The following is a 25,640-nucleotide window of genomic DNA, read 5'->3' as shown; positions in this document are numbered from 1 at the left end:
ATTTCATATGTCGGTGCCTTTTCATCCGTCGAGGCCGTAAGATCCGACCCCGACTTGATAGGGGACGATAGCCAAATATACGCCTCCAACATATTTTACTTTACTGTAAAGTAAAATTAATCTTCCGTAATGTCCGCTCGTTTCCGCTCAGCGACCTTGAGGCAAACCTCTCCTCCAGCCCGACGCGCCGCGCTTTTGAATGGCCAATTGGCAACGTTGTGGAAAATCTTTGATCACGCGTAGTTGAACAACGATCCGGGATGCTTATTTCTGTGCGACCGAGTTTTTCGCAAAGGGTCGTCTACATGGAATTGCTTACTGAGCATCTGGCGTTTCTATCCAGCCCGGGCGGCTGGGCTGCACTGATAACGCTGGTGACGATGGAAATCGTCCTCGGCATCGACAATCTGATATTCATTTCGATCCTTACGAACAAACTCCCCGCTCATTTACAATCAAAAGCAAGACGGATCGGCATTGGTGCCGCGCTTATATTGCGTCTGGCGCTACTTTTCACGATCTCGATCATCGTGCAGCTCAAAGAACCGATCTTCGAAGCGTTTGGCCACGGCTTTTCGTGGCGCGACATCATCCTCATTGCGGGTGGTCTTTTCCTTGTCTGGAAGGCGACCAAGGAAATCCATCACACGGTCGATCCGAATGACGGTAAGGAAAATATCGGTGGTAAAGTCGCGGAACTGACGATGGGCGCTGCCGTCGTGCAGATACTCATTCTCGATCTGGTTTTCTCAGTCGACTCGATTATTACCGCCGTTGGCATGACCGACGAAATCGCCATCATGGTCATCGCCGTTCTCTCCGCTGTGGCGGTAATGCTGCTGGCTGCCGATCCGCTATCGCGCTTCATCGCCGCCAATCCGACCATTGTAATGTTGGCGCTGAGCTTCCTGCTGATGATCGGCATGACGCTGATCGCCGACGGTTTTGGCTTCCATGTGCCGAAAGGCTACATCTATGCCGCCATGGGTTTCTCGGCGCTCGTCGAGGCACTCAACATGCTCGCACGGCGAAAGCGATTAGATAAATAACGCATAATCAATCGAAAAGGCCGCCGTTGAATGCAGGCGGGGGCCTTACAGTGCTTATCACCGTCGCGGGATCAGACGCATCAGATTCCCAACCACTTTATACAGAGGCGGATTTCAATCCCGAATTGATGCCAGCACCCTGTCGAAATGTGCGATCTCTTCCACCGTATTGTAGTGCACCAGGGTTGCCCGGAGCGCACCGCTTTCCATGCTGAGCCCCAGCCGTGCCATCAGCCGCGGCGCAAACAGGTGACCGTCGCGGATCATGATACCCGCATCCGCCATGGCCTGAGCAATATGGGCTGGCTGCTTGCCCGGAAGGTTGAAACAGAAAGTGGGTACACGTTCGGCAATGCACGCTTCGTCCGCAATGCCGTAGACGATGGCGTCATGTGATTTCAGAACCTTCAGGACAGAAAGCGACAGCGTCGTTTCATAGGCCCTGATAGCCGCCATGCCAGCCACCAGATTGGCGCGGCGCGATTTTTCAGACGACGCCTCGAAGTTGCGGCCAAGCGATTCCAGATAATCAACTGCAGCGCCCATGCCGACAGCATTTTCATAGGTGAAGGTGCCGACTTCGATCTTGTGTGGAGGCACGTCGGGGATGAAGTCTTCCTTGAATGTCGGCAAGGCCTTGAGAAGGTCGAACCGGCCCCAGAGAAAGCCCATATGCGGTGAGAAATTCTTGTACCCCGAGCAGACCAAATAGTCGCAATCCCAAGCCTGAACGTCGATCAGACCATGCGGTCCATAATGGACGGCATCCAGAAAAACTTCCGCACCCGCAGCGTGCGCCAGTTCCGCGACGCTGCGAACATCGACAAGCGAGCCGATGGAATGTGAGGCGACCGTGACGGCCACCAAACGTGTACGCCTGTTGAGCAGCGGCTTCAGATCATCGACATGCAGGTTACCGTCCTCGCGCATCCGCCACCAGACGCATTTCACCCCCTGGCTTTCGAGCGCCAGCCAGGTCGAGATATTGGCGTCATGATCCATGTCGGTAACGACAATCTCGTTGCGTTCATCGATCATCCTGGCGATGCCGAGGCTGACGAGCCGGATAAAGGAGGTCGCATTCATGCCGAAGGAAATTTCAGCCGGATCATAGGCATTGACGAGAATGGCAACACTTTGGCGCGCCTCGTCTATCGCCTGATCCACCGCCCGGCTCGATGCATAGCGCCCTCCGCGCTGCACCATGCGGTGCAGCATGTGGTGGCTAACAGCGTCGATAACGCCCTGAGGCACCTGCGCACCAGCACCATTGTCGAAGAAGACCGGATTGCCCGGCAGGGATAAAGCCGGAAAATGGGCGCGCACGCGGTCGACCGGAAACGCTCCGGCGCTTTCAAAAGCTGTGGGCATCGAGATACTCCCAAACGAATGTCTGTACCGCTTTCGCGTTTAGTGCATGATCTGTCGAAGGAAGGCGGCGGCCCGCTCGCTCTTCGGCGCGGTGAAGAAATCTTGCGGCTTGGCTTCCTCGCAAATCGCGCCGTGATCCATGAAGATCACCCGGTCGGCAACCCGACGGGCAAAGCCCATTTCATGGGTCACGACCAGCATTGTCATACCGTCTTCGGCCAGCGAGATCATCGTATCGAGCACTTCGCCCACAGTTTCGGGGTCGAGCGCCGAGGTCGGCTCGTCGAACAGCATCACCTTAGGCTGCATGCAAAGCGACCGCGAAATTGCTGCGCGCTGCTGTTGTCCGCCCGAAAGCTGCGAAGGATAGCGATCCGCCAGATGGCCAATGCGTACGCGCTCAAGATACTTGCGGGCGAGGTCTTCGGCTTCCTTTTGTTGAATCTTCTTCACCGTCATCGGGGCGATGGTGCAGTTCTCAAGGATCGTCAGATGCGGAAAGAGGTTGAAATGCTGGAACACCATGCCAACCTCGCGGCGGATGGCATCCAGCTGCGGACCCTTGCCGTTAAGCTCTATGCCGTCGATGACGATCGAGCCGCTTTCATGCTTTTCCAGTTGATTGATGCAGCGGATGGTTGTCGATTTTCCCGAGCCCGATGGCCCGCAGATCACGATGCGCTCGCCTTTCGCAACCGAGAGGGTGACATCGCGTAGCGCGTGATAATTACCGTACCACTTGTTGATGCCACGCATAATGATGGCCGGGCGGTCGGACGAGTTAACGGAGATACTATCGGTCATCGGGGAAACCAGTTTTATCGAGGTCAGCGGGCGGTCTTTGCGGTGGCGCTGCGCTTTTCGAGATAACCGACCAGACGAACCATCGGCCAGAGGAACGCGAAATAGATGATTGCGGCGCCAATCAAAGGCGTGGGATTGGCCATCAGCGCTTGCGTGTCGTTGGCCTGCTTGAGCAGATCTGGCATAGCAACTACCGAGGCGAGCGCTGTATCCTTGAACGTCGAGATGCAATTGGACGTCAGTGGGGGCACCATGACCTTGAGCGCCTGCGGCAGAATGATTTTGCGCATCGCTTGCCAGAAAGGCAGGCCCAGCGAGACCGCTGCTTCGAACTGCCCCCTAGGCACATTCTCGATGCCCGCGCGGCAGACTTCAGCCGTAAAGGCGGCGAGCACCATGGAAAGCGCCAGCGTCGCCGAGGTGAAAGAGGAAAACGAAATGCCGACGAAAGGCAGTGCGTAATAGATCAGGATCAGCACCACCAGAACCGGCAACGCCCGAAAGATATCGATATAGCCGATGGCGATATACTGAAACGGTTTGGGCGCATAGAGGCGCACAAAGCAAAGAAGCAGGCCGAAAAGACTGCCCAAGAAAATAGCAGTCACGCCAAGAAGCAAGGTATTGCCGAGCCCGAGCAGCAGAATTGGAAAGGATCGGACGAGAATGTCCCAATTGAAAAACGTTTCGAGCAGACCCATGGCATCAATCCGGAAATCCTGAGATGGTTTGAGAGGCGGCTGCGTCAGACACTCCGACGCAGCCGCTCGCGTTTACTGCGCGGATGGAACCGGCATCGGTTTGACGGTCGAAGTACCGGCATCCGGTTCAACACCGAACCACTTCTTGTGGATGGCGGCAAGAGTGCCATCTTCCTTCATCTTGGAAATCGCATCATTGACCTTCGGCAGGATTTCGAGGTCCTTCTTGGCCATCATGGCAAAGCGTTCACCAGTCGGGATACGAACGAGAACCTTCAAGGCTGGCATTTTCTGGATCGCGTACTGGAAGCCGGCCAGTTCACCGGCGCCACCGACAATTCGACCCGTCTGCACGTCGAGCAGCAGATCCTGTTGAGCCGCATAGCTCTTGACCTCGGCAACGCCAAGCTTCTCGGCGTTTTCCTTCGCCCAGCTCTCGCCCGTGGTGCCAGCGACGACGCCGATCACCTTGCCCTTGAGGTCTTCCAGCGCCTTGACTGGTGCATCGGCCTTGCCGACGATTGTGCCGTCGCTGTCGTAATAAGGCTGCGTGAAAGACTGCGTCTTCAGGCGTTCGTTCGTGACCGAAATGGACGAAATGGCGAAATCGATACGGCCCGAACTGGTGGCGGCAAACAGCGCCTGGAAACCGAGAGGCTGGAATTCAACGTCCATGCCGAGCCGCTTTGCGGCTTCGGTCGCGACATCGACTTCAAAGCCCTCGAAGACACCCTTCTCGTTCTTGAATTCCCATGGCGGGTTGGCCGCATAGGAGCCGACAACAATCTTACCGTCCGCAAAGGCGGACGAAACCATAAACGACAACGCCGCAGCTGTCAGAATAGCGACTTTTTTAAACATGGTTCCTCTCTGGACTTCGTGTCTCTGATTATGATCGATAGTTTATCGTGCCTGTAATCTGCATCAGGAATTTCGTTTCGGCACAATGCGTTCAAGCGCGGTGAATAGGTGGTCGACCGCATCGGTGGACGTGACGTATCCTGGCGATAGCCGCATCGTGCTGCCGCGCGCATCGCAATAGATTTTCTGCTCGCGCAGCGCCGATACAACCGCTGCCGGAACGACATCGGATGGCAGGGTCAGCATCACGCTGCCGCCGCGCCGTGCATCGTCGACCGGGGAAACAAGTTTCCAACCCAGATTCTGTGCGCGCGCAATGATTGCATGGGCGCTAGCGAGATTGTTCGCGCGGATGTTGTCGACACCTTGCTCCATTGCCCATTGGATACCTGGCAGAGACGCGACCGAAGCCAGAATCGCTGGCGTACCATGATCCATGCGCCGCGCATCAGCTGCAAAGGAAAACCCGTCGAGATCCCAGGAAAAGGGGTTTTCCTGACTGAACCAACCCCGAAGCTCTGGGCGCAAATCGGCCAGCAACGATGGTGTGACCTGTATGATCCCGGCGCCCGAAGCGCCGCACAGCCATTTCAGCGAGGTGGAAACGACGAAATCAGCCCCGGTCGTCTTGACCGAGAACGGCAGAACGCCGACGCCCTGCGTGATATCGACACCGACGAGTGTTCCCATCGCTCGGCCATGGGCACAAAGGGCTTCAACATCCACCTTATGCGAGGTGGTGGATGAAACGAATGTCAGCAGTGCCACGCCCACATCGTCCTGCCAGCGCGCAATGAAATCCTCATCACGCACCCATGCCTCGCCGGGACGCATCGGCACAGTGTCCAGCGTAAAACCAAAGCGCTGCGCGATGCCTGCCAGCATGAAATGCAGGCTCGGGAAACAATCGGCGGCCACAAGCAGCCGCTTACCGCGCAGACGCTCTGCTGGCAGGCCGCCTATGATGCTGTAAAGCGCGGTTGTAACATTCTCGGCTGTCGTCAGCGAACCCGCTGGCGCATCGATCACATTCCGCCAGGCATCGATGAAAGTCTGACGTGCAGCGAGCGCGGCGGGCCATTGACCATCATCCTCAGCAGACCAAACGGCTGAGAAAGCGGACAAAGCTTCCGCCATCTTTTCCGCCTTACCGGGGAAAGTGCCGATCGAATGATAGAGGAAATAGTCAGACATTTCAGACCTCGAATATTTTGATCAAAAGATCACAGTATTCGGATAACGTCAATCCGGTGACCGGGCAGACCGCACAATTGTATGCAGCTCAGCACTGAAAGCCAATCAAACCATTGATTTAAATTGAATTTTTTTAGACGCAGAATGGAGATAGATAACGCACATGCGGAAGCAGCGGGTGGTTACTATTCCACGATCAGCGTACGCAAAAGATCCTGCGTATCGCGTATATCGGACACCATGGCCTCGCGGGCACGGCCAGCGTCACGCGACTTCATCGCCGCGACGATGCGGCGGTGATTCCGCGTATAAGCCTTGTCGCCTTCCGCCTTCATGCGCGGCTGCACATAGGCCGATAACATTCGCATATATGGACCATACCGCAACCACAGCGTGTCTATCAGCTGCATAAGAACTTCGGAATGGGAAGCTTTATAGATCAGATAGTGAAATTCGCGATTGCGATCGAGCATGGCGTAAACCTGCTCCTCGCCAGCGCAAGCTTCATGCAGCACGATATTGGCTTCAAGTGCGTCGATTTCATCCGCAGTAATGGCCTGCGCCGCCAATTCGGTTGCAAGGCCCTCCACTGTGGCCCTTGCCTGACACAAATCATCCAGCCGCGCGACACTGACGGGCGGCACTCGCGCCGAACCGTTGCGCGCAACCTCCAGCGCGTTCTCCGCCGCAAGCCGCCGCAACGCCTCGCGCACGGGCATATGGCTGGTATCGAATGTCTGCGACAAAGACGCGATGGTCAGCACCTGACCGGGATCGAAACGGCCAATCAGCAATGCCTCTCGCAACTGCAGGTAGACTGCATCCTGTACGGTCACTCGGCCGGAAACGGGACCAAATCCTTCATCGAGTGACAACAATCAGACTCCTTGCTTGGTTGGCGAACAATACTCCACTCAATTTTTGCATTTCGCAGGACCGAAAACAAGCCGATATATCATTTGATCAAACGCTCAAAGTTGAGTAATGAATCTGCATCACGGCCCTGAAACGATAATCCGGGCTTATAGAGACCAGCACAGGAATGATCAGATGGCACGTTTTGCGCGGCGGATTACGCAAACCTCTCCCAAGAGCTTCGGCATGTTCCAGAAGGCCGCAGCACTGGCTTCCTCCGGCGTTGACCTCATTCATCTCGAACTCGGCCGGCCTTTCCACGACACGCCAGCGCATATTAAGGACGCCGCGATCAAGGCCTTGCGGGACGGTCACGTGCATTACAGCGACATGCGCGGCGAAGCGGAACTGCGCCAAGCTCTGAAGACAAAACTCGCCGACTATAACAAGATCGACGTGAGCGCCGACGAAATTCTCATGGTCAATGGCCTGACCCAGGCATCATTCGTCGCTTTCATGGCTCTCCTTGATGAGGGCGACGAGGCGATCCTGCTGGAACCCTATTATCCGCAGCATATCAACAAGATCGAGATGACCGGTGCTCGCGTAGTATTGGCGCCGCTCGATCCCAAGACGAATTTCAGCATCAGCCGCGAACTGATCGAACCGTTGATTACCGCGCGGACACGCATGATCGTGCTGGTCAATCCCTCCAACCCGACTGGCCGTGTCTATAGCCGCGCCGAACTTGAAATTCTGGCGGACCTGGCCATCAAACACGATCTCGTCATCGTCTCCGACGAGGTCTATGAGCAAATTTTGTTCGATGGCGCGGAACATATCTCTATCGCCGCATTGCCGGGCATGAAGGAACGCACGATTTCGATGTTCGCCTTCACCAAAGCCTATGCGATGGATGGATGGCGGCTTGGCTACGTCGTCGCCGATGCGTCCATGATGCCAGCTTTCCTCAAGCTCACGGCAAACGAGATCACCCACGTCAACACCTTCATTCAGTATGGCGCTCTGGCAGCGGTGACCGGCCCAGCGGCTATTCTTGATGAGATGGTCGCCGACGACCGCCGCAAGCGTGACCTCGTTGTCAGCCGCCTCAACCAAATGCCGGGGGTGACCTGCGAGAGTCCGCAGGGCACGATCTACGCTTTTCCAGACATCAGTGGCACTGGCCTTACCTCCCAAAAGGCGGCGGACATGATCCTTGAACAAGTCGGCGTCGTTGTGGAAGCTGGTGGCTTCTACGGCAAATCGGGTGACAACCACCTGCGGGTGTGCTTCGGCTCTGAAAGCTACGAAAGGCTCGAACAGGCGATGGACCGGCTCAGCACATTCTTCAACGGACTCTGAGTGAACTGATCTTCCGGCTTGTCGTTCCTTTGCCGGTTGATGGCCGAAGTACTTACTGCCAGTCAAGATTCTCGTGCTTGCCTGACCAGCAGCAGGGCCCTCATCCCAAGCGAGCATAGTGCTGGGCGAATAAGTATTTTGGCATAAGCCCGTCTATTAAATTAGACGGGCTTTGATCTTAAAGGGCTCGAAAACACCCCGAGAACTTGAATGATCAGCGCCATCGAAGCCAACAAAAGGCGCTTGCAAGGATTCTGCCTGAAGCGTAAGCAATTGCGGACATTATAGGCAATGCGGGTGCTTTTGACGGAATTTCTGTATCCGTCAAGCAGACTTCCAAATCGGGCGGACGTCCAAAATTATGAATAACAAAATCGCCGTTGCCGTGAGCGGCAATGCAATCCTTGCCGGCATTCTTCTGATGTTGCTCGGCGACTTCATGTTCGCCATGAACGACGCCATGGGAAAATGGCTGGTAGAGAGCTTTTCTGTCGGCCAGGTTCTGTTCATCCGCTCGGTTGGCGCGTTTCTCGTTCTCGGCCCCATGCTTTCCCGGCGGCCAAAAACATCGCTTTTTCAGGTGGAAAAGCCAAGCCTGCAACTGGCTCGCGTCATTTTGGCAACTGCCGACACCGGGCTTTTCTATGCCGCTGTTGCTTATCTGCCGCTCGCCGATGTTATGACCTTTTATATGGCAGGCCCGATCTATATTGCGGCCCTTTCGCATTTCCTGCTCGGTGAGAAGATCGGCTGGCGTCGCTGGCTCGCGGTTCTTATCGGGTTCGCCGGTGTCGTCATCGCCTTGCGCCCATCTTCAGCAATGTTGTCGTGGCCTTCGATCTTCGGCCTGTTGGGTAGTATAGCATTCGCACTCACGCTGGTTCTGGGTCGCGTGCTTCGTTCCACGCCCGACGCGACACTGGTAACCTGGCAGACAATAGGCTGTCTCGTGATCGGCATGGTTCTCAGCATCGGCAACTGGAATCCTATGGACACCAATCAATTGCTTGCACTGCTGCTATTGGGCGTCGTCTCGTGTACAGCGCATCTCTTGATCACGCGCGCGCTCAAACTCGCTCCGGCATCCGTGCTGGCGCCATTGCAATATACTCTGCTGCTCTGGGCAATTGTGCTCGGATGGTTATTCTTTAACGATCTTCCCGATGCGATGATGCTGGTTGGCGCTTCAGTCATTGTTTTGGCAGGATTGTTCATTTTCCATCGAGGCAAAGTCCGGAACAATTCAGAACCGGTTGTGCCAAACGATTCCAGCCACGGATAGTCAAGGCGCGAAAACCATTGCATATCCGTTGAAGACTGCAAGCACCGTTCGCGGTAGTTGCAGTCTTCAACCAAACGCCACCCAATCAGACCAGCAGCGACATCGGATCTTCAATGGCCATCTTGAATGCTGCAAGCAATTGCGCACCCAAGGCGCCGTCCACCGCACGATGATCGACGGAAAGTGTCAGGCTCATCATCGTTGCGAATGCAAGTTGACCCTCGCGTTCAACCGGGCGACGTTCACCCGCGCCGACAGCCAAAATGGCACTTTGTGGTGGGTTGATGATGGCTGAGAACGATTTGACGCCATACATGCCAAGATTGGAGATCGAGAAACCGCCTCCCTGAAACTCCTCCGGTTTCAACCGGTTGTCTCTGGCCCGGGCTGCCAGAGATTTCATCTCCGCAGAGATCCCGCCAATGCTGATTTGGTCAGCATTGCGGATTATGGGCGTGATGAGGCCACCGTCCGTCGCAACAGCCACGGCAATATCAACACTTTTGAGCTTCAGCAATGCGTCATCCGTCCAAATGACATTGGCATCGGGCACCCGGCGCAAGGCGACAGCGGCAGCCTTAATAACGAAGTCATTGACGGAAATTCGTGACGCACTGTCGCGCTTCTCGTTAATCTGGCCGCGCAGCTTAAGAAGTGCATCGATATCGCAATCAGCATTGAGATAGAAATGCGGTACTGTTGTTTTCGCCTCGAGCAGCCGACGTGCAATGGTACGACGCATCGATGTGTGCGGAATGGTTTCATATTCGCCGATACCTGCCGGGAGACCCTTCGGTGATAACGATGCAACTGTTGCGACCGGTTGAGGTGTGGGGGCAACCGTTAGGGACGTAACGAGGCGCTCTACGTCGATGCGCACAATGCGGCCTTTAGGGCCACTGCCGAGAACGCCATCGAGTGAGATGCCGTGCTCCATTGCCAGACGTCGTGCAAGAGGTGAAGCCTTATGGCGGGTGCCATCCGAAAGCTGTGCGAGAGACGCCACCGTAGCATTATCGGGAGACAGACCAATACTATGAGCTGCCACTTCCACCGGGGCTGTAACAACCTGTTCAGTGAGAAGAGGGTCAGCAATCGCGGATTGGTCTTCTCCAGTTGTCAACAGGACGGCAATGACCTGATTGACGTTTGCCCGTTCGCCGTTCTGGACGAATAGCTTACCGATACGCCCATCAGTTTCAGCTTCGAGTTCCATCGTCGCCTTGTCGGTTTCGACTTCGGCAATCAGATCGCCCTTGTTGACCGTGTCACCTTCCGCTCTGAGCCAACGCGCAATGACAGCATCTTCCATTCCTGCCGAAAGGGCAGGCAATACAACTTCAATCGGCATTGTCTGTTTCCTTCCTTCAATCTTCGATCGGCAGACCCTGGGCTGCCATGACCGCACGCAGACCTGCATCGATATCCTGCGGTCGCGCCGCAGCGGCGGCTTCCAGAACCTTCGAGATGGATGGCGACGCTTCGGCACCATGAACACGGGCTATCGGTTGATCCAGCCAGTCGAAGCAACGGCGCTGTAATTCATCCGCTAGCCAGCCGCCATAGGATGTACCCGACGCGCCCTGCTCCACAATCAGGACATTCCCCGTTTTGCGGATCGAGGCTTCGATAGTCTCCCAGTCAAGCCCTGCCCGGTCGAGTGAACGCAGATCGATGATTTCAGCGTCAATACCCAACGCGTCGACCACCGCTTGCGTCTTGGCTACCATGGCCAGATACGTCAGGACCGTAACCTTCGAACCGGAACGCACCACCCTCGCCTTACCCAGCGGAATGAAGTAATCGAGATCGTCTGCCGGTGCAGCGCCCTTCGAGGCGTAAAGATCGACATGTTCGAGAACCAGAACCGGGTCGCGACAAAGCAACGCCGAATTCATCAGGCCGACATAGTCGAATGGCGTCGAGGGAGCAACAATGCGCCAGCCAGGCGCGGTCGCGAAAATGCCCGCCGGGTCCATAGAGTGCTGCGAGCCATATCCTGTGCCCATCGCAACTTTCGTACGCAACACCACTGGCATATCGCTATCACCACCAAACATATGGCGAGCCTTGCCGATCTGGTTGAATACCTGATCGGCGGCAACCCACATGAAGTCGGGATACATGAATTCGATCACCGGAAGCACCCGGCCATCGGCGGCCATACCGCCTGCAACGCCGGTGAAGGCGTTTTCGGAAATCGGCGTTCCCAGCACACGATCTGGAAACTCTGCCGACAGCCCGCGCGTTGCGCCATTGGTTCCGCCTTTGAGACGGTGCACGTCTTCGCCCAGAACCACGATGCGCTCGTCGGTCTGCATGCGGCGAGTCATGACATCGGCAACAGCATCGATGAAACGCGCATCTTCGGTCAGCTTGCCGGAGAATTGCTCCTGCTCTTCAAAGCGCACGCCGCTGAATTCCGACAGGTCTCCACGCAGTCCGAAATCACGGAAGCTCTCTTCAGGCCAAAGCGCAGGAATGATACGACGCTTGCCTTCATGCATTTCGATCAGTTCGTCTGCGACATCATTCATGAGAGACACGCAACGCTCACGCAATGCCTTGATTGCGTCATCGCCCAAAGCCTGACGTTTGAGCAGCGTTTCAGCCAATGCGTCAAGTGGATCGCGACCGCGCCATTCCGCTTCTTCTTCCTTGGAACGATAGCCGAAGGCGCTTCCCGGCAGCGGACCATTCTGGTGGAAATAACGATAGACGTCGGCTTCGATAATCGTCGGACCATCGCCTGCCCGCATGATTGCGTTGGCTTGCTCCGAGGCCAGCCAGACGGCGATAGGGTCCATGCCGTCAACCTTGAAGGATGGAATATTGAATGCGAGACCACGCGAGGAAAGCCGCGTTTCGGCGGTCACTTCGTCCACATGCGTGGAGACCGCATAGCGATTATTTTCGATAAAGAAGCAAATCGGCAGTTTCCAGGCGGCGGCGAGGTTCATGGTTTCCAGAACCGAACCGATATTGGTCGCTCCATCGCCGAAATAGGTGTAGACGACATCACCGGAACCGGCCCGCTTATGCGCCCATGCCGCGCCAGCTGCCATCGGCACACCACCGCCGACAATGGCATTGGTGCCAAGATTGCCGGATTCGGCCCAACGCAAATGCATCGAACCGCCGCGACCACGACAAAAGCCCTGCGACAAGCCCAAAATTTCCGCGAGTGTGCGTTGTGCGAGTTCGCGAACATCCTGATTGAACGCGCTCTTGGGATCGATGCCGCTTTGGGCGACATAACCAAGCGCCTTGGCAAGAAACTGATGGTGGGCGCGGTGGGAGCCATTTATCTGATCGCTGGCTCTCAACGATACTGCAGAACCTACGGCACCGCCTTCCTGTCCAATCGCCGAATGCGCTGGACCGTGCACGAGACCCTGACCGGCAAGTTCCAGGACTTTTTCTTCAAAGGCCCGGATCAAATGCATTTGGGAAAGCATTGTCCCGCCAAGCGTGAGATCGAAAGCGGCACGATCAGCATCCGTTGGGATGACTTCCCGCCAGAAGCTGTGCGGAACAAGATCTTTATATTCGGGCATCAAAAAACTCCGGAGCTATGCTCTGTAACGACAATCAGGCAGCCAGAAAGCCACCATCAACCGGCAAGATCGTGCCGGTGATGTAGCTCGCCATGGCGGAGGCCAGGAAAACGACGGGATCGACGACTTCGTTGGTTTCACCGATGCGCTTCAACAAAACGCGATTCATGAACCAATCCGCACCGCCGGGGCGATTGAGCTGGGCGACTGCCATCTCGCTCATCATGATACCGGGCGCGACCGCATTGACGCGGATGCCGGAGGGGGCGAGATCACGTGCCATGACTTGTGTCAGTGAGCGGATCGCGCCTTTGGAAACGACGTAACCGGCTGTCGACCCACCGGCCACGAATCCTGCCACGGAACAAAGGTGAACCACATTGCCCTTCGCGACTTTCAACGCAGGCACAAAGGCATGCGAAACATTGAACGCACCTTCAAGATTGACCCCGATGACGCGATCCCACACTTCGGTAGCTTCCGGCTCATCGAAGGCTGCACGACCAGCAACACCGGCATTGTTGACCAGCACATCAAGGCCGCCCAGTCGCTCCAGAATATCGGCCGCAAGGTTTTTGACGGCGATACGGTCGGTGACGTCCAGTGGGTAACCTTCGGCGGCATAACCTTGCGCTACCAGATGTGCGGCCTGCGCCTTTGCTGCGTCACCATCGATATCCACCAAAATAAGCCGTGCACCCTGCGCCGCCATGCCCGCCGCAATTGCGGCGCCAAGACCGCGCCCCGCCCCTGTGACGAGTACAAGCTTGTCCTTCAAGAGTTCCATTTTGCGTCCACTCCCTTACGCAACGCGCTTACGCCATATAAATCCCGCCGTTCACCTGAATGGTTTCGCCAGTGATGAAGCTGGCTGCCGGTGAACAGAGGAAAGCGACAACTGACGCGATTTCGGATGGCTTGCCGAGACGTTTGAGCGGTGTCTGCGACATGGTCTCATCCATACGTGTCTTGAGCAGATCGATGATCATCGGCGTTTCTATGATGCCCGGGGCCACACCATTGACCCGCGTTTTGGGCGCAAGCTCGCGCGACAGGGCGCGGGTCATGGAAACCATCGCGCCCTTGGTGGCACCATAATGGGCGTTCACAAATGCGCCGCGATAGGCGGCCAGTGACGCCAATGTTACTATGGACGAGCCTTCGTTCAGAGCGGGAAGCGCACGTTTGCAGAGGTAGAAGACGCCGTCTAGATTGATCGAGATCGTGCGGTGCCAATCAACATCGCTCATCTCAGCAAACGGCTTGGCCTGATAGATACCGGCAGACGGCACAAGAAAATCGATCCCGCCAAATCGCTCCCTCGCCAGCGCTATCGTCTGTTCGGCATCCTCTGCACTTGCAGCATCCGCCTGTAGGGTCGCAACACGATCATCGCCACCCAATGCGGCCGCAAAACTGTCCAATGCGCTCTTGTCAATGTCCGTCAGAACCAGATTAGCGCCCGAGGCATAAAACAGCGCGGCAATAGAACGACCGATCCCGCCATTCGCGCCGGACAGAACAAGGGTCCGGTTGTTAAAATCAAACATCATTGTCGGGTCCTTTAAGCCAGATCGGCGCGGTAAACGGAAACATCGTCATACTGAACGATTTCCACGATATGCCCCTCGGGATCGCTCAGAAAAGCGAGCCATACTCCGGGACGCACCTCAACCGGCTCGCTGCCGGTCAACAGTTCAGCACCATGTCTGATGAGATCACCGACAAGCGCCTTCAAATCGTCAACGATGAATGTCAGATAGCTGGCACCCGCGCGCTCCAGAATAAAGCCTTGGCCGGATGCATCACCCGCCGCTGGCAGACGGTCGGGCTGAAGCAACTTGATACGTTCACCCTTTTGCGACTGCAGACGAACCACGGTGTAGCCGTCCGGGCTCAAGGCAGCCCGCGCTGCCTTCGCACTGCCGACATATATTTCGGAAACAAAACTCAGCCCCAGAGCGCCTTCATAGAAAGCGCGCATCCGCGTCATGTCTCTGACGGCAAGCCCGACTTCAAGCGGCGCTGTCATAGTCATCATAGTCATCCTCCCGATCTCTCCCCGATCGGCATCGGACAGTCACAAGAACTGCCACCCCATCTTTCAGTTTCAGATTCGTAACTCAAACTGGTAAGACCAGTCAATAGACAAGTAAGGCCAGTCGATACAAAAAATATCATACTGTTTTTGTTGTTATTTTTTAGCTTACCGTCTTCAAAATTTGTCATTTCACGTCGTCGCCGCCGGGCACTTCAGGGAGGGCCGTTGACTTGTTAGACCAGTTACGGCATTTTGATATCTGTGCGTGAAGCCTGATGATTCAGAAACGAAACAGAATTGTGCGAGGGGTGCGATGAAAGAAACGACCGGCAATGCGCCGCCCCCACGCTTATCCGGCCATTTACCCCATGAGCTCGCCCGACAAATCGAGAAGCGCATCGGCAATGGCGAATTTCCTGTCGGCACGAAACTGCCAAGCGAACGCGAGCTATCAGCCGAATACGCGGTCAGCCGACCGGTTGTCCGCGAAGCATTGTCGCAATTGAAACTGGATGGACTGGTCGAAGCCCGCGCAGGCAGCGGGGTCTTTGTCATCGACAAAAGCAGCGAAAAAGCATTCCGGATCCAACCACTCGCCATTGAGGAAACGCAGTCTTTAGAGCAGCTGATGGAGCTTCTGGTTACCGTCGAAGTTGCGGCCACCCGAATTGCGGCGGTCAAACGCACGGACGAAGACCTCAAACGGATCAAGCGGGCGCTTATCGGTCTGGAATATGCGATCATCAGCGATCAATTGGGTGATGAAGAAGACTATGCTTTCCATGACGCCATCGTGATGGCCACCCATAACCAGCACTTTATTGCGTTGTGCAAGCATCTTGAATATGGGGCCCGCCACGTTATCCGTCAGGCCCGCACCAATACGCGTGCCAATCTGACCGGCATGCTGGATGCAGTGCAGGACGAGCACAAGGCCATCTATCAGGCAATCGAAAAAGGTCTGGCAGACGACGCCGGAATTGCGGCAGAGCTACATTTGAGAAATGCCGCGAAGCGCATGACAACGTATCTGTCGGGTAAGAACGACCTCTGACATCTTTGCTATCTGGCACAACATCTCTTGAAAAGCCCCACCCATGGCAGGGCTTTTCGTGCTCGGGGCTTACGATTTCAGACCATCATCGTCGTGACGGTCATCGTCGTCAGATAGGCTTCAATACCTTCCAGACCACCTTCAGAACCGAAGCCGGAATCTCGGACACCACCGAAAGGTGTTTCAGGCAAGGCGAGCGCGAAATGATTGACGCCAAGCATGCCGCTCTTCAGCCTGTTTTGCACCTTGTGTGCCGTCGTCATGCTAGAGGTGAAAAGATAGGCACCCAGACCAACCGGGAGCCGATTGCCCTCGGCGATGGCCTCATCGAGCGAACTCACGCGCATGACGAGGGCGAGCGGGCCGAAGGGCTCTTCGTTCATTGCCAGCATATCGGATTTCATGCCTGACAGGATTGTTGGCGCATAGAAATTCCCGCTTTCGCCAATCCGTTCACCGCCGGTCTCAACCTTGGCTCCTTTGTTAACGGCATCAGCGACCATATCGACAACCGTTTCAAGCTGGCTCGCCGACGTCAGCGGCCCCATCTGCGTGTCTGCCTCAACACCCTTGCCCACCTTCAGTTCCTGCGCCTTTTCAGCGAAACGGCGTACGAATTCATCGTGGATGGAAGCATCGACGATGAAGCGCGTTGGCGAAACGCAAACCTGTCCGCAATTGCGGAACTTCCATTGCACGGCGAGCGGAATCAGGTGATCGAGATCAGCATCCGCCGCCACAATGACCGGACCGTGCCCACCAAGTTCCATTGTAACTTTCTTGAGCTGTTCACCCGCTTGTGCGGCAACGATACGCCCCACGCGCGTTGAACCGGTCAGCGAGACCTTCCGAATTTCAGATGCCTTGATAAGCGTATCGGAAAGCTCGGACGTCGCCCCCCAGATGACGGAAATAGCCTTGGGCGGCAATCCAGCCGCGAGCAGGCATTTGCCGATCAGCCATGCGGTGCCAGGCGTATCCGACGCTGGCTTGATGACGACCGGACAGCCTGCGCCCAATGCGGGGGCCACCTTTTGCATCGTATTCCATGCCGGAAAATTCCAGGGCGTGAAGGCCGCCACGGGTCCGACCGGATGCTTCAGCACCTGTATCTGAATGTTTGGCGCACGCGAAGGCACGATACGACCGTAAACACGCCGACCTTCTTCGGCAAACCAGTCAAGAAGATCAGCTGAACCCAGCCACTCGCCCCGCGCCTCGACCAGAGGCTTGCCCTGTTCCATCGACATGACAAGGGCGGCCTCATCTGCACGCTCGCGCATGATGTCGGCTGCCCGGCGCATGATCTTGGACCGCTCCAGTGCCGAAAGCGCAGCCCACTGGGCACCACCCTGCGCGGCAGAACTGGCAGCTTCTTCTGCCTCCGCACGACCCGCACGCGGAGCAACTGTCAGTTCGCGTCCGTCCGAAGGGTCTGTCAGACGCAGCGTTCCAGCGGAACCTTCGTTACGCTCTTCGCCACCTACGATCAGGGTCAGTTTAGGATACATCGATATCTCCTGCATAATTCAATTGCGCCGCAAGCGGTGCGCCCGACAGCGACTTAATGTTTATTGCCCAAAACGAGATCGGCCCCTTTGGCCGCCAGCATCATAACGGCCGCCTGCGTATTGCCGGACACCATTTCCGGCATGACCGAGGCGTCGATTACCCTTAGTCCCGATATCCCGTGGACACGCAGCGAAGGGTCAACCACCGCACCGGAATCTTCACCCATCCTGCAGGTTCCCGCCGCATGATAGATCGTCTGACCATTGGCCCGTGCAAAGGCCAGCCAATCCTCGTCGCGTGCGCAATTTTCACCCGGGCTGAGTTCTGCCACGCGAAAGGCGTCCATTGGCTTCTGGTCGATGATCCGACGCGCGAGCTTCATACCGTCCACCATCGCGCGGCGGTCTTCTTCGTGGTCCAGGAAGTTCGGCACGATAGCGGGCTGCACATTGATATCCGCCGACACGGCATGGATCGAACCGCGAGACCGGGGCCTCAACTGCGTTACCCCCAGCGTCATACCGGGAAAATGGTGGAGCTTGCGCTCGGCAGCATTGGCGTAACTTGCATGCATAAAGAAAAACTGTACGTCTGGCCGATCAAGCTCTGGGCGCGACCGCAGAAACGCATGGTTCAAACCTGTGCCATAGGTTAGCACGCCACGCCGTTTCAGCGCATATTTCAAAACCTCACCCACAAGGCGCGGTCCGCGTGTATATTCGTTCAACGTTACGGGCTGCGAAACACGCCAGTTCATTCTTGTGCAGAAATGATCGAGGTAGTTTTCCCCCACACCCGGCAATGCGTGAATCGGTTCTATGCCGATCGATTTCAGCCGATCCGGATCGCCAATGCCTGATAGCTCCAGAAGCTGGGGGGTCTGGATTGCGCCTGCCGTCATGATGACTTCGTTCGCCAACACGTTGCGGCTCTCTCCACCATCGGTCAAAGCCACGCCAACAGCTTTCTTGCCCTCAAGGAGAATACGCGTCACGCGGGTGTTGGTCAGGACGGTCAGGTTCGAGCGTTTGCGCGCCTGCGCAAGCCAGGCACGATCCGCCGAATAACGTTCACCGCCCGATTGATTGACCTGATACCAGCCCACACCTTCCTGGGATGCACCATTATAATCAGGATTGAATTTCTGGCCTTGCGCTTGCGCGGCAGCAATGAATGCCTCGCCAATGGCATTTTTTTCGACCACTTCATTTACGGGTAACGGTCCGGAAAGACCGCGCAAACCGTCTGGATCTGGAAGCTGCCAGCGCTCAATGGCCTTGAAATATGGTAGGACACCTTGCCAGTCCCAACCAGCGGCGCCCCGCTCTTGCCAGTGTTCATAATCCTGCGGCTGACCGCGGACATAAATCATGCCATTGATGAGTGTTGAACCACCGAGACCCTTTCCGCGTGGGATGGCGATGCGACGAAAATCCGTCGCTGCCTCTTCCGTGCTCCAAAAACCCCAGTTGTAACGCTTATTGACCAGAAGCTTGTAGAAACCAGCCGGGATGCGAATCCAAGGTGACCTTGCTTCGCCACCGGCCTCGCAAAGCAGAACCTTGTTTCGGCCCGAGCGGGTGAGCGCCTCGGCGAGAATGCAGCCAGCAGTACCACCGCCTACAATAATGAAATCGAAGCGCGCGTTTTGCGGAAGAGCCTGTGCCATCTAAATTTGACTCCGTGGCATTTTAAGCTGCCGCTGCCTTGACGCCCATATGCTGCGCCATGAGGCGAATTTGCTGTCGCAGCATCGGACGACCAAAATGGATACGTGCACCCTTTTCTCGGGCGGCAGCCAGCAATGGTGTAATTTCGGGTTCCATGATCACTTCAGCCACAATCTGACCGTCATGGAAGGAAAGATCGTCGAGCGGCAAGCCGTCACCGGGACGCAAGCCGAGGGATGTAGCATTTACGACAAGATCGCGTTTGGAAGTTTCTGGTGCCCCAGCCATAACCTTGACGGAAGGGTAGCGGCGGCTCACGCGCGCTGCCAGATCGCGTGACTTTTCTTCAGAACGATTGACAATGGTCAGCTTCGCGACACCAGCTTCGGCAAGTGCGAAAGCAATCGCCGCTCCAGCACCGCCCGCACCGAGAAGGCAGGCATCCATGCCCGCCACATCGATACCGTTGAATTCAAGACCGTTTACGAACCCTTTTCCGTCCAGCATCGCGCCAACCAGACTACCATCGGCCTCGCGACGAATGGTATTGACAGCACCGATCAGCGCGGCATCGCCGACAACCCGGTCGCACATCTCCAGAACGGACGTCTTGTGCGGAACTGTAACAATCAGACCGCCAAAGTTCTCGATCCCGCGCAGATTGTCGATGAAACGCCCGAGATTTTCAGGCACGACATGGAATGGCACCAAAACGCCGTCATAGCCCAACGCTTCGAAGTGATTGTTCATCTCTTCGGGTGTTTTGACGTGAGCGATTGGGTTGGCGACGATGCCGTAAAGCTTGGTATGTCCGGTTATCACTTCTGACACCTCACGTCATATAGAGCCCACCAGCCACATCGATTGTCTGGCCGGTAACAAAGCTGGATTCAGTTGAAGTGAGCCAAAGAGCGACATCCGCCACTTCTGCCGGTTCACCAAGACGCGCCATCGGCGTCAGCTTGACCTGTTCGGCATTGACCTCCGGAGCCACGCCCGCGACCATCGGCGTTGCGATGCGCCCGGGAGCAAGTGCGTTCACGCGGATTGAAAATGGCCCGAGTTCGGCGGCCAGATGTTTGGTAAAGCCAATAATAGCCGACTTCGTCGCGGCATAATGGCAGGCTACAATCGGCGAATAGGTCTTCCCCGCTACCGACGACGTGTTCACGATCCAACCACGGCGGGCTTCCACCATCGCTGGGGTCAGGGCGCGAATAGTGTTGAAGGTTCCCGTCAGATTGACATCGACAACCCGCCGCCACTCGTCGGGCGCCATCTGCCAGACCTTGTGCGCAACGCCATCGTGCTTGGGAGAAATACCGGCATTGTTGATCACGGTATCGAAAGCCAATCCCGTCGCGTCGATTGCTGCGACGAGCGCATCATAGTCCGACACATCGCAGGCGACCGCAACCGCACGTCCCAAACCGATTGCATTCAGTTCATCGCAGGCGCGAGCAACATCTTGCGGATTGAGATCGCAGATACCGACCGTCGCATGACGCTCGACAAAGGCCTGGGCGATTGCGCGACCAATGCCGCGCGCGGCTCCCGTCACCAAGACGTTGCGACCTTCATGCGATGGACGGCGGCGGATCGTTTCGGGCGTAATTTCAGTGAGTTGCATTTTTAGATTCCAAGATAAGCGCGACGAACGTGATCGTTATTCAGAAGTGCTTCCGAACTATCGGCCAGAACCACCTGTCCGTTTTCGAGCACGTAACCGCGATTGGCGACTTTCAGCGTCGTGAAGACGTTTTGTTCGACAATCAGCACGGTGGTTCCTGTCGCCGCGATCTGGCGCACCACATCGAAAACCTGCGACACGACAATCGGCGCCAGTCCGAGCGATGGTTCGTCGAACATCAAGATGCGCGGATTTGCCATCATGCCGCGCGCAATAGCCACCATTTGCTGCTCGCCGCCGGAAAGCGACGACGCGGTCTGCTCCAGACGCTCCTTAACACGGGGAAAAAGTTCCAGAACTTCTTCCAGACGGCTTTGCTGCGAGGCGCGGGCAGCCTTGCGATAGGTTCCCATCTGGAGATTTTCGCGCACCGTCATATCAGGAAAAAGCTGACGCCCTTCCGGCACCAGAATGATGCCACGATCCACAACTTCATGCGCCGGTAGCCGTGTTATATCCTCGCCCATGAAAGTGATCTTGCCAGCGCGGGGCTGGATCTGGCCGACGATTGTGCGCAGCGTCGTCGTCTTGCCGGCGCCATTCGCGCCGACAATCGTTACAATCTCCCCTTCCTTCACATCAAGGCTGACATCTTGCAGGATGGTGGTCGGGCCGTAACCGGCATCAACATGTTCAAGCGTGAGCATGTGCAAACTCCTTGCCCAGATAGGCTTCCACAACTTGAGGATCGCGCACGACATCCTGCGGACGTCCCTGTGCGATGACCTCGCCCGAGGCAAGAACGATCACCCGATCCGACAACGACATGACTGCCTGCATCACGTGTTCGATTGCGATGATCGAAACGCCGGAGTCGCGGATGGACAACATCAGATCAATGGCGCGACGCACGTCGGTCTGATTGATGCCAGCCATCACTTCGTCCAGCAGAAGAACGCGCGGTTCCATTGCCATGACGCGGGCGACTTCCAGTCGTTTCAAACCACCGATCGTCAGGCCACGCGCTTCTGCGTTAAGCAACGGGCCAAGTCCCATACGCCAAGCAGTCTGGCGGGCCGCTTCGCGGGCGTCTTTTTCTTCATGATGACGATAGAACGCGCCGACCATGATGTTTTCCTCAACGGTCATCGCCGCAAAGGGCTGGACAATCTGGAACGTACGGCCAAGACCAAGCGCTGCAAAATCGGCGGGATTGTTAGGCGTATGGAACTCGCCATCGGGGCCCCGCATACTCACCTTGCCCTCATCAGGGCTCATGAAGCCGGAAATCATATTGAAGAGCGTGGTTTTGCCTGCGCCATTCGGGCCGATCAGACCAAGAACCTCGCCTTCACGCAATGTGAAGCTGACATTGCGCGTAACATGAAGGCCACCGAAATGCTTGTTGAGGTTTTCGACGCGCAGAATGTCCTGTCCGATGCCGGAACGGTCGGGAGACGGCGCTGCAGTTGCGGTGGCGGGCGCGATGATGGGTCCCGTTTCGGTCGCAGGCGCTGCGTCCTTGCTGTCAGTCGCTGTCGGTTTGCGGGTGAAACGCTTGAGCGCGCCCATGATGCCATTCGGCATGAAGAGAACGACAAGGATCAACACCAGACCATAGACGAAGCCGTGCAGTCCGAGCGCAGAAGCACCGAGCGACGCACGCGCCCATTCAGTGATTGGCACCAGAAGCGCTGCGCCAAGCAGCGGACCCGCGACAGTGCCAAGACCGCCGATAAGGGCGAACATGGCAATCTGGATCGAGAAGGCGAGCGAGAACATGGCCGCCGGTTCGATGAAGGTCAGATACATTGCATGGAATGTACCGAGCATTGCGCAAAGGGCCGACGAGATCGCAACTGCAATCAGGCGTACACGAACGGTACGAACACCTGCCGCACGCGCGGCAGATTCACGTTCACGGGTTGCGACAAGGTAAAAGCCCAGACGCGAACGGCGCACGGCCCAGGTAACGAGCAGCGTTACCAGAAGCATGCCGAAGACGATCAGCAGTGACGGCCAGCGTTCGCGGAACACCATCCACGTCCAGCCGAGACGCAATTCGATCATCAGACCTGTTGCACCGCCCGTAAGCGCACCGAAATGCAGTGAAAGCACGCGGAACACTTCAAGAAACGCGATAGAGGCCAGAGAATAGAACGGACCCTTGAGACGGAAACACGGATAGGAAATCAGCATGCCGACCAGCGCTGCAATCAGCGCGCCCACAAACATGCTGAACCAGGGGCTGATCCCCAGATTGAACAGGATTACGCCCGTATAGCCGCCGATACCATAGAAGACGGCATGGCCGAGCGACATCTGACCGGCGAAGCCGCCGACGAGATTCCATGCGGTGGACAGCGCGGCAAACAGGCAGATCGTGATGAAGATATGCGAGACGAAGGCGTTGTTGATCGCCAGCGGCAGAAGCAGCAGCAGGGCCAGAACGCCGAAGAAGGCGATTGGGCCCCAGCCCAATCTGGTTTTTTTCGTGCCAGTCCCGCTTAGAGTTTCACTGATGCTCATGAATTTTCCTCAGGACAGGTGCGAAAGGGTAAGCCGCTTGCCGAACAGGCCGGATGGCTTGAGAATGAGGATCAGCAGGAATATGCCGAATACGACGGCCTCCCGCAGATCGGAACCGATGTAGTAACCCGACATCGCATCGATAACGCCGATAATCAGCGCGCCGAAAAACGCACCCGGAATTGAACCAAGACCGCCGAGCACGACAACCACAAAGGCCGTCAGCACGAAATAGGTGCCGATGTTGGATGAGGTCGGATAAAGGGGCGCAATCAACACAGCAGCGAAGCCGACACAGGCTGCCCCCAGGCCGAAACTGAGAATGTAGATGCGTGATACATTGACACCCATCAACTCAGCAGCGACGCGATGCTGGGCGACGGCGCGAATGGCGCGACCGGTCTGACTTTTCTTGAGAAACAGTTGCAGGACGATCACCAGCGCTATGGCCGCCAGGAAAATGTAAACCTGTCCGGTCAAAATGCGTAAGGAACCGATCTCGATTGGTGCACGCAGGCCGAAATTGGGTGTGTTGGCGATGTCCGCGCCGAAAATCAGCAGCGCGAGATTGATCATTGCCGTGGAGAGACCGACGGTGGCGAAAATCTGGACATGGTCGTCCTCGGCTGACATCAGCGGCTGTATCAGCAGCCTCTGGGTCAGCGCACCCAATAGAAACATCATGGGTACAACAATGATCACTGCGGCATAGGGATGGAGTCCCAGCCTCGTTGTGATCATCCATGTCACGAACATGCCTGCCATGAGGAATTCCCCATGGGCAAAGTTCACGACTTTGACGATGCCGAAAATCAGCGTCAGGCCGATGGCGACAATTGCGAACAGTCCACCAAGCATGAGGCCGTTCAATAGGATTTGTAGAAAGGTCGTCATAGCATGCTCCACGAGCGGGGGCGATCACAGGTTCAGCACCTGTGGTCGCCCTTGCACGATCATTTGTTAAAGCGCATCTTCGCGACGGCGGCATTTTCCGGATAGACAGTGACGAGCTTGCCGTCCTGCCACTGCATACCCATCATGCTGGCACGCTCGTTCTGGTTATTCTTGCCGAACTTCACGCCGTAGCCAGCAGCTGTCTGACCATCGGGAATATCCAGTGCCTTGGCCGCACTGACGATCTGGTCCGGTTCAAGACCTTCGCCCGCATTGAGCGCCTGGAAGACTGCCTTCGCACCGACATAGTTGTTGAGCGAATGGCCCGAACGCGGTTCCGAACCATACTTGGCCTTGTAAGCCTCAACAAACTTGGTCAGGCCCGGCGTCGCCTCGGTATTGACCGCATATTGGGTGAAGTCGACGTCGTAAACGCCTTCGATCACGTCATGCCCGACTGCATCGGCGGTCGGCTGCATGGAATAACCGCCACCACCACCGATAACGGCCAGCGGCTTGTAGCCCGTCTCATTGGCCTGCTGAAGAAACAGAACAGAGTCGTTCTGATAGGAGGTCTGCATGACAACATCGACGCCCTTTTCACGCAGTTCCAGAACCAGAGAGGACATGTCGACGGTATTGGACGGGTAACCCGACTTCAGCACGACATTCAGACCGGCAGCCTTGGAGTTTGCTTCCTGATGGCCTGCAACCGAGGTGCCGTAAGACGAATCTTCGTAAATGATGCCGATCTTCAGATCCTTCGCATCCTTGCCGAGACCCGGCGCGATGCTCTTGACCAGCATATCGACCGAATCCTTACCCATGTTTTCAGCGGTCGGATTGGTGCGGAACAGATATTGCAGGCCACGTCCCGTCACTTCATCGGCAACGGCGCCGAGTTCAAAATAAGGAACGCCTGCAAGTTCGCTGACCTGCGAAGCGGCAATAACGCGAGCCGACGAATAGGTGCCGAAAATAGCCTTGACGCCCGAAAGCGAAATCAGGCGGCGCGCTTCACCAGTGGCCTGGTTGTTATCAACAGCATCACCACGCTCCAGCACAATCTTTTCGCCCTTGATGCCACCAGCTGCGTTGACTTCCTCAACGGCAAGCTCAAGACCACGCGCGCTTTCTTCGCCCAGAAGCGCGAGAGGGCCGCTGATCGGATAGAGTGAACCGATCTTCACATCGGCGAAAGCCGCAGACAGCGCGGTCGATGAAAGTGCGATGCCGAGCGACGCACTCATAAGCAGTTTGGATAGTTTCAT

Annotated in this window: 23 protein-coding genes; 4 read left to right on the top strand and 19 right to left on the bottom strand. The window is 56.4% G+C overall.

The window, feature by feature from the left end:
• Window positions 1-305 precede the first annotated feature (305 nt).
• Window positions 306-1,049, top strand: a complete 744-nt coding sequence (locus WIX40_RS17710) for a TerC family protein (RefSeq protein WP_109366446.1) — start codon at window positions 306-308, stop codon at window positions 1,047-1,049.
• A gap of 114 nt (window positions 1,050-1,163) precedes the next feature.
• Here the strand turns inward: WIX40_RS17710 and WIX40_RS17705 are convergent, their stop codons facing one another.
• The 6 genes from WIX40_RS17705 to WIX40_RS17680 form a co-directional block, all read right to left on the bottom strand.
• Complete coding sequence (locus WIX40_RS17705) at window positions 1,164-2,420, bottom strand: cysteine desulfurase-like protein (RefSeq protein WP_339441114.1); 1,257 nt, start codon at window positions 2,418-2,420, stop codon at window positions 1,164-1,166.
• 39 nt (window positions 2,421-2,459) lie between these two features.
• Complete coding sequence (locus WIX40_RS17700; protein ID WP_339441112.1) at window positions 2,460-3,224, bottom strand: amino acid ABC transporter ATP-binding protein; 765 nt, start codon at window positions 3,222-3,224, stop codon at window positions 2,460-2,462.
• A gap of 23 nt (window positions 3,225-3,247) precedes the next feature.
• The gene (locus WIX40_RS17695; RefSeq protein WP_339441110.1) at window positions 3,248-3,925 is read right to left on the bottom strand and encodes an amino acid ABC transporter permease; all 678 of its coding nucleotides are present in this window, start codon (window positions 3,923-3,925) and stop codon (window positions 3,248-3,250) included.
• A 72-nt stretch (window positions 3,926-3,997) separates the two neighbouring features.
• Window positions 3,998-4,786: an ABC transporter substrate-binding protein gene (locus tag WIX40_RS17690; RefSeq protein WP_109366194.1), complete on the bottom strand. Its 789-nt coding sequence runs from the start codon at window positions 4,784-4,786 to the stop codon at window positions 3,998-4,000.
• Between the two features lie 63 nt (window positions 4,787-4,849).
• Window positions 4,850-5,980 carry an aminotransferase class V-fold PLP-dependent enzyme gene (locus tag WIX40_RS17685; protein WP_339441109.1) on the bottom strand — a complete coding sequence of 377 codons (1,131 nt, stop codon included), beginning with the start codon at window positions 5,978-5,980 and terminating at the stop codon, window positions 4,850-4,852.
• Between the two features lie 185 nt (window positions 5,981-6,165).
• Entirely contained in the window at window positions 6,166-6,855 is a 690-nt protein-coding gene (locus WIX40_RS17680; RefSeq protein WP_121537611.1) for a GntR family transcriptional regulator, read from the bottom strand.
• Window positions 6,856-7,030: 175 nt separating this feature from the next.
• On the opposite strand from WIX40_RS17680, the gene WIX40_RS17675 reads away from it, so the two are divergent.
• The gene (locus tag WIX40_RS17675; RefSeq protein ID WP_339441107.1) at window positions 7,031-8,200 is read left to right on the top strand and encodes a pyridoxal phosphate-dependent aminotransferase; all 1,170 of its coding nucleotides are present in this window, start codon (window positions 7,031-7,033) and stop codon (window positions 8,198-8,200) included.
• A 361-nt stretch (window positions 8,201-8,561) separates the two neighbouring features.
• On the top strand, window positions 8,562-9,482 hold the full coding sequence (locus WIX40_RS17670) for a DMT family transporter (RefSeq protein WP_121537607.1): 921 nt from the start codon (window positions 8,562-8,564) through the stop codon (window positions 9,480-9,482).
• Window positions 9,483-9,567: 85 nt separating this feature from the next.
• Here the strand turns inward: WIX40_RS17670 and WIX40_RS17665 are convergent, their stop codons facing one another.
• Genes WIX40_RS17665 through WIX40_RS17645 form a run of 5 tightly spaced genes read right to left on the bottom strand, consistent with a single transcriptional unit; the run spans window position 9,568 to window position 15,080 of the window.
• Complete coding sequence (locus tag WIX40_RS17665; RefSeq protein WP_339441105.1) at window positions 9,568-10,833, bottom strand: pyruvate dehydrogenase complex dihydrolipoamide acetyltransferase; 1,266 nt, start codon at window positions 10,831-10,833, stop codon at window positions 9,568-9,570.
• Between the two features lie 16 nt (window positions 10,834-10,849).
• Window positions 10,850-13,039 (bottom strand): alpha-ketoacid dehydrogenase subunit alpha/beta, encoded by a 2,190-nt coding sequence (locus WIX40_RS17660; RefSeq protein WP_339441104.1) that lies wholly within the window; start codon window positions 13,037-13,039, stop codon window positions 10,850-10,852.
• A 34-nt stretch (window positions 13,040-13,073) separates the two neighbouring features.
• Window positions 13,074-13,826, bottom strand: coding sequence for an SDR family NAD(P)-dependent oxidoreductase (locus WIX40_RS17655; RefSeq protein WP_283735707.1), 753 nt, complete (start codon window positions 13,824-13,826; stop codon window positions 13,074-13,076).
• A gap of 28 nt (window positions 13,827-13,854) precedes the next feature.
• Window positions 13,855-14,592 carry an SDR family NAD(P)-dependent oxidoreductase gene (locus WIX40_RS17650; RefSeq protein ID WP_339441102.1) on the bottom strand — a complete coding sequence of 246 codons (738 nt, stop codon included), beginning with the start codon at window positions 14,590-14,592 and terminating at the stop codon, window positions 13,855-13,857.
• An 11-nt stretch (window positions 14,593-14,603) separates the two neighbouring features.
• Window positions 14,604-15,080 carry a VOC family protein gene (locus WIX40_RS17645; RefSeq protein ID WP_339441101.1) on the bottom strand — a complete coding sequence of 159 codons (477 nt, stop codon included), beginning with the start codon at window positions 15,078-15,080 and terminating at the stop codon, window positions 14,604-14,606.
• Window positions 15,081-15,393: 313 nt separating this feature from the next.
• On the opposite strand from WIX40_RS17645, the gene WIX40_RS17640 reads away from it, so the two are divergent.
• Complete coding sequence (locus WIX40_RS17640) at window positions 15,394-16,134, top strand: FadR/GntR family transcriptional regulator (protein WP_339441100.1); 741 nt, start codon at window positions 15,394-15,396, stop codon at window positions 16,132-16,134.
• Window positions 16,135-16,211: 77 nt separating this feature from the next.
• On the opposite strand, the gene WIX40_RS17635 is transcribed toward WIX40_RS17640, so the two are convergent.
• From WIX40_RS17635 to WIX40_RS17600, 8 genes are all read right to left on the bottom strand, one after another.
• On the bottom strand, window positions 16,212-17,645 hold the full coding sequence (locus WIX40_RS17635; protein ID WP_339441099.1) for an NAD-dependent succinate-semialdehyde dehydrogenase: 1,434 nt from the start codon (window positions 17,643-17,645) through the stop codon (window positions 16,212-16,214).
• A gap of 53 nt (window positions 17,646-17,698) precedes the next feature.
• Window positions 17,699-19,315, bottom strand: coding sequence for a GMC family oxidoreductase (locus WIX40_RS17630; protein ID WP_339441098.1), 1,617 nt, complete (start codon window positions 19,313-19,315; stop codon window positions 17,699-17,701).
• A 22-nt stretch (window positions 19,316-19,337) separates the two neighbouring features.
• Window positions 19,338-20,138, bottom strand: coding sequence for a shikimate dehydrogenase family protein (locus WIX40_RS17625; RefSeq protein ID WP_339441097.1), 801 nt, complete (start codon window positions 20,136-20,138; stop codon window positions 19,338-19,340).
• A 10-nt stretch (window positions 20,139-20,148) separates the two neighbouring features.
• Window positions 20,149-20,946: a 3-oxoacyl-ACP reductase FabG gene (fabG, locus tag WIX40_RS17620; protein ID WP_339441096.1), complete on the bottom strand. Its 798-nt coding sequence runs from the start codon at window positions 20,944-20,946 to the stop codon at window positions 20,149-20,151.
• 2 nt (window positions 20,947-20,948) lie between these two features.
• The gene (locus tag WIX40_RS17615; protein ID WP_109366209.1) at window positions 20,949-21,653 is read right to left on the bottom strand and encodes an ABC transporter ATP-binding protein; all 705 of its coding nucleotides are present in this window, start codon (window positions 21,651-21,653) and stop codon (window positions 20,949-20,951) included.
• On the bottom strand, window positions 21,640-23,475 hold the full coding sequence (locus WIX40_RS17610; RefSeq protein WP_339441095.1) for a branched-chain amino acid ABC transporter ATP-binding protein/permease: 1,836 nt from the start codon (window positions 23,473-23,475) through the stop codon (window positions 21,640-21,642). Before WIX40_RS17610 ends, WIX40_RS17615 begins: the two co-directional genes overlap by 14 nt.
• Before the next feature lie 9 nt (window positions 23,476-23,484).
• Window positions 23,485-24,369: a branched-chain amino acid ABC transporter permease gene (locus tag WIX40_RS17605; RefSeq protein WP_124915353.1), complete on the bottom strand. Its 885-nt coding sequence runs from the start codon at window positions 24,367-24,369 to the stop codon at window positions 23,485-23,487.
• A gap of 59 nt (window positions 24,370-24,428) precedes the next feature.
• Window positions 24,429-25,640 (bottom strand): ABC transporter substrate-binding protein (locus WIX40_RS17600; protein WP_109366210.1); only part of this gene is annotated, 1,212 nt, incomplete at its 5' end.

Origin of the sequence: Ochrobactrum teleogrylli (genome assembly GCF_037482325.1) — a bacterium.
Lineage (GTDB): Bacteria > Pseudomonadota > Alphaproteobacteria > Rhizobiales > Rhizobiaceae > Brucella > Brucella teleogrylli.
The sequence above is the reverse complement of the archived record's forward strand: the minus strand, read 5'-3'. Positions and strand labels throughout refer to the sequence as shown.